Source organism: Tepidiforma sp. (assembly GCF_034433535.1).
In the GTDB taxonomy this organism is placed as follows: Bacteria; Chloroflexota; Dehalococcoidia; order Tepidiformales; family Tepidiformaceae; genus Tepidiforma.
In genome coordinates this window covers 1-3,401 of sequence record NZ_DAOUAO010000091.1, presented here as the reverse complement: position 1 = coordinate 3,401, position 3,401 = coordinate 1, and the positions used below count along the sequence as shown (strand labels likewise).

Below are 3,401 nucleotides of genomic sequence, written 5' to 3'. Positions count from 1 at the left end.
AGCGGGGAACCGGGAGCCCCGCCCGGGAGGTGGGAGGTTAGCGGGTTGGTTCGGGGAGGGGGCGGGGGCGGGCGGCGAGGAGAACGAGGGCGACGGTGGCGAGGGTGAGCCAGGCCATGATGGGGAAGACGGCCTGAAGGCTGGTGAGCTGGGCAGCGCCGCCGACGGGCAGGGCGGCGACCATGGCGAGGCCCATGGCGAGAGGGAAGAGTCCCATCACACGGCCGCGCATGTGCTCCTGGACGGTGCGCTGGGCGATGGTGGTGGAGGAGACCATGGTGCCGACGAGGGCGAACCCGAGCGCGAAGTTCGCGACCGCAGTGAGGGGGACGAAACGCGAGTGGGCGAAGACGATGGCGCCGGCGGCGAACCCGAGGGCGGCGGCCCGGAGCGTGGCGGTCCGGCCGGGGAGGTGGCCGCGCCAGAAGAAAAAGAGCGACGCGGCGAAGGTGCCGAGGCCCCACGTCATGGCCATGAAGCCAAACTGGGTGGGGGTGAGCCCGAGGACGTTGCGCATCCATGAGGGTCCGAGGGTGGCAGGCCCGGGCATGCCGAGGACCTGGATGGCGAGCACGATGGTGACGACGGCGAAGAGGGTGGGTTCGCGGCGGGTGTAGGCGAGGCCATCGCGGATGTTGCGCAGCACGCCATCGCCGGCTCCGCCGGTGCCGCGGGAACGGAAGCGGAGGGCGAGGAGCAGGGGGAGAACGGCGACCCAGGCCAGGAGCGTCAGGGCGTAGACCTGCCCGGGTTCGAGGTGGTCGTTGAGGTAGCCGACGAGGGGGAGGGCGAGAGGGAAGGTGACCTGCTGCGCCACCATCTGGAGGGTGATCGCGGAGGGGAGCGCGGCCATGCCGACGATGGCCGGGGTGGCGGCCTGGCGCGCCGGGAGGTCGACGGCCATGTTGCCGGCGGCGAAGAAGGTGAGCGCGAGGAGGGGCAGGATGGTGGCATCGCCGAGGGGCATGGCGAGCATAAGGACGGCGACGGCGGCGTTGATGGCGAGGGCTGCGACCTGGGTGGCGATGAGCAGGGCGCGCCGCTCGAGGCGGTCGGCGAGAGCGCCGCCGAGGAGTCCGAAGAGGATCATGGCGAGGCCGCGTGCTGCGCCGATGAGCCCGACGTACATGACTTCGCTGCCGGGGTAGTGCTGCTGCACCCAGAAGACCTGGGTGAGGTATTGCATGGGCATGACGAAGCTGATGAGGACGACGCCGGCGAACAGGAGGCGGAAATCGCGGAAGGCGAGGGCTCCCTGGGGCATCGGGGCATTGTAGAGAGGTGGGAGGTGGGAGGTGGGAGGTGGGAGCCGGGAGCCCCGCCGGCCACCCAGGCCAACCCGGGAGCCGGGAGCCGCCCGGCCGCCCGAGCCCCGCCCGCGAACCGGGAGCGGGGAGAGGTTGGAGGTGGGAGGTTGGAGGTGGGAGGTGACCGGGAGCGGGGAGCGGGGAGCCCGGGGGATTAGAATAGGCGGGATGGCGTGGCTGGAGCGCCCGGGGGCACGGATCTACTACGAGCTGGCGGGGCCGGAGGGGGCGCCGCTGCTGGTGTTTGCGCACGGGCTGGGCGGGAATCACCTGTCATGGTGGCAGCAGGTGCCGGTCTTCGCGCGGGAGTACCGCTGCCTGGTGTTCGCGCACAGGGGCTTCGCGCCCTCGCGGCAGGATGCGCCGGGGCCGGGGGCGCTGGCCTTCGCGGATGACCTGGCGGCGCTGATCGAGGCGGCGGGCGGCGGCGAGGTCCGGCTGGTGGCGCAATCGATGGGCGGCTGGACGTGCCTTGCCTACACGCTGGCGCACCCGGAGCGCGTGCGGGCGCTGGTGATGTGTGATACGCACGGCGGGTTTTGGTCGGCGGAGACGGCGGCGGCCTGGGCGGCGACACCCCCGGACGCGGAGGCGGGGTTGTTTGCGCGCGGGATTCACCCCGCTGCGGGCGAGCGGATGGCGCGGGAGCAGCCGGAGCTGCACCACCTCTACTGGGGCATCAACAACCTGGCGGAGGACCTGGATAAGGAGGCGCTGCGCCGGCAGCTGGGGACGATGTGGACGATTGCACCGGAGCAGGTGCGAGGGCTGGACGTCCCGGTGCTCTGCCTTGCGGGGGAGGAGGATGTGGTCATCCCGCCGGCGGCGGTGGAGGCGCTGGCGCGGGCGCTGCCGCGGGGTCGCTTCGTGCTGGTGCCGCGGGCGGGGCATTCGGTGTATTTCGAACGGGCGAGGGAGTTCAACGCGCTGGTGCGCGACTTCCTGGGGGAGGTGGGAGGTTGAAGGTTGAAGGTTGAAGGTTGGAGGTTGGAGGTTGGAAGTGGGAGGTGGGAACGGGGAGCGGGGAACCGGGAGCCGGGAGCCACCGCCCGCCGCTGCCCAGCCCGGGAACCGGGAGCGGGGAGCCGGGAGCGGGGAGCCGCCCATCCGCCCCCTCGCTGCCGGGGAGCCTTTTCCCCTTCTCCCCTTGTCCCCTTCTCCCCTTGTCCCCTCTCCCTTTCTCCCGCTCTCCCCTTCTCCCTTTCTACCTAGAACTTTGCGTAGTCGGGTTCGCGCTTTTCGAGGAAGGCCTGGACGCCTTCGCGGAATTCGGGGCCCTGGAGGCAGGCCTTCTGCTGGGCCCATTCGAAGGCGAGCTGGTCGGGGAGGGTGCTGCTGAGGGAGCGGCGGATGGCGCGGCGGGTGTAGGTGAGGGCGGCCGGGGGCTGGGCGGCATACTCGCGGGCGGTCGCGAGGGCCGTTTCGAGCAGCTGGTCGTGGGGGACGACGCGGGAGACGATGCCGAGTTCGAGCGCTTCGCGGGCATCGACCATGCGGCCGCTGTAGAAGAGCTCGGCCGCCCGTTCGGGTCCGACGAGGCGCGGGAGGTAGTAAGAGAGGCCGCAATCGGGGGCGAGGGCGCGCTTGATGAAGATGGTGCCGAAGCGGGCTTCTTCGCTGGCGATGCGGAGGTCGAAGGCGGAGCAGAGGCCGAAGCCGCCCCCGACGGCGACGCCGTTGACCGCGGCGATGAGGGGCTTATCGCAGCTGTCGATGGCGAGGACGATGCGGCCAACCTCGCCGATATCGTCGACGGCGTTGAAGCGCCGCTCGTGCTCGGGAGCGCCGGAGGAGCCCATGGCCTGCAGGTCGGCGCCGGCGCACCAGGCGCGGCCGGCCCCGGTGACGACGACGGCGCGGACGCGGTCATCGCGGCGGGCTTCGGTGAGGGCGGCGAGGAATTCGGGCAGGAGGGTGCCGCCCATGGCGTTCATGCGCTCGGGGCGGTTGAAGGTGATGAGCATGACGGGGCCGTGGCGTTCGACGAGGCAGTCGGGCATGGCGAGGGGCTCCTGGGAAGAGGGTTCAGCTGCCGGGCTGTGCAGGGGATTGTGGCGGATGGGACGCGGGCGGGAAAGGCGGGGGGGGGGGCCG

3 protein-coding genes are annotated in these 3,401 nt (G+C 71.7%); 1 reads left to right on the top strand and 2 read right to left on the bottom strand.

The genetic code is table 11. The annotated features are described in order from the left end of the window. Positions 1 to 37: 37 nt before the first annotated feature. Complete coding sequence (locus tag VAE46_RS05115) at positions 38 to 1,264, bottom strand: MFS transporter (protein WP_322795841.1); 1,227 nt, start codon at positions 1,262 to 1,264, stop codon at positions 38 to 40. Positions 1,265 to 1,475: 211 nt separating this feature from the next. Here VAE46_RS05115 and VAE46_RS05110 point away from each other — a divergent pair, with 211 nt between their 5' ends. Further along, positions 1,476 to 2,270: an alpha/beta hydrolase gene (locus tag VAE46_RS05110; RefSeq protein WP_322795840.1), complete on the top strand. Its 795-nt coding sequence runs from the start codon at positions 1,476 to 1,478 to the stop codon at positions 2,268 to 2,270. A 245-nt stretch (positions 2,271 to 2,515) separates the two neighbouring features. Here the strand turns inward: VAE46_RS05110 and VAE46_RS05105 are convergent, their stop codons facing one another. Then, positions 2,516 to 3,307, bottom strand: a complete 792-nt coding sequence (locus VAE46_RS05105) for an enoyl-CoA hydratase/isomerase family protein (RefSeq protein WP_322795839.1) — start codon at positions 3,305 to 3,307, stop codon at positions 2,516 to 2,518. Positions 3,308 to 3,401 lie beyond the last annotated feature (94 nt).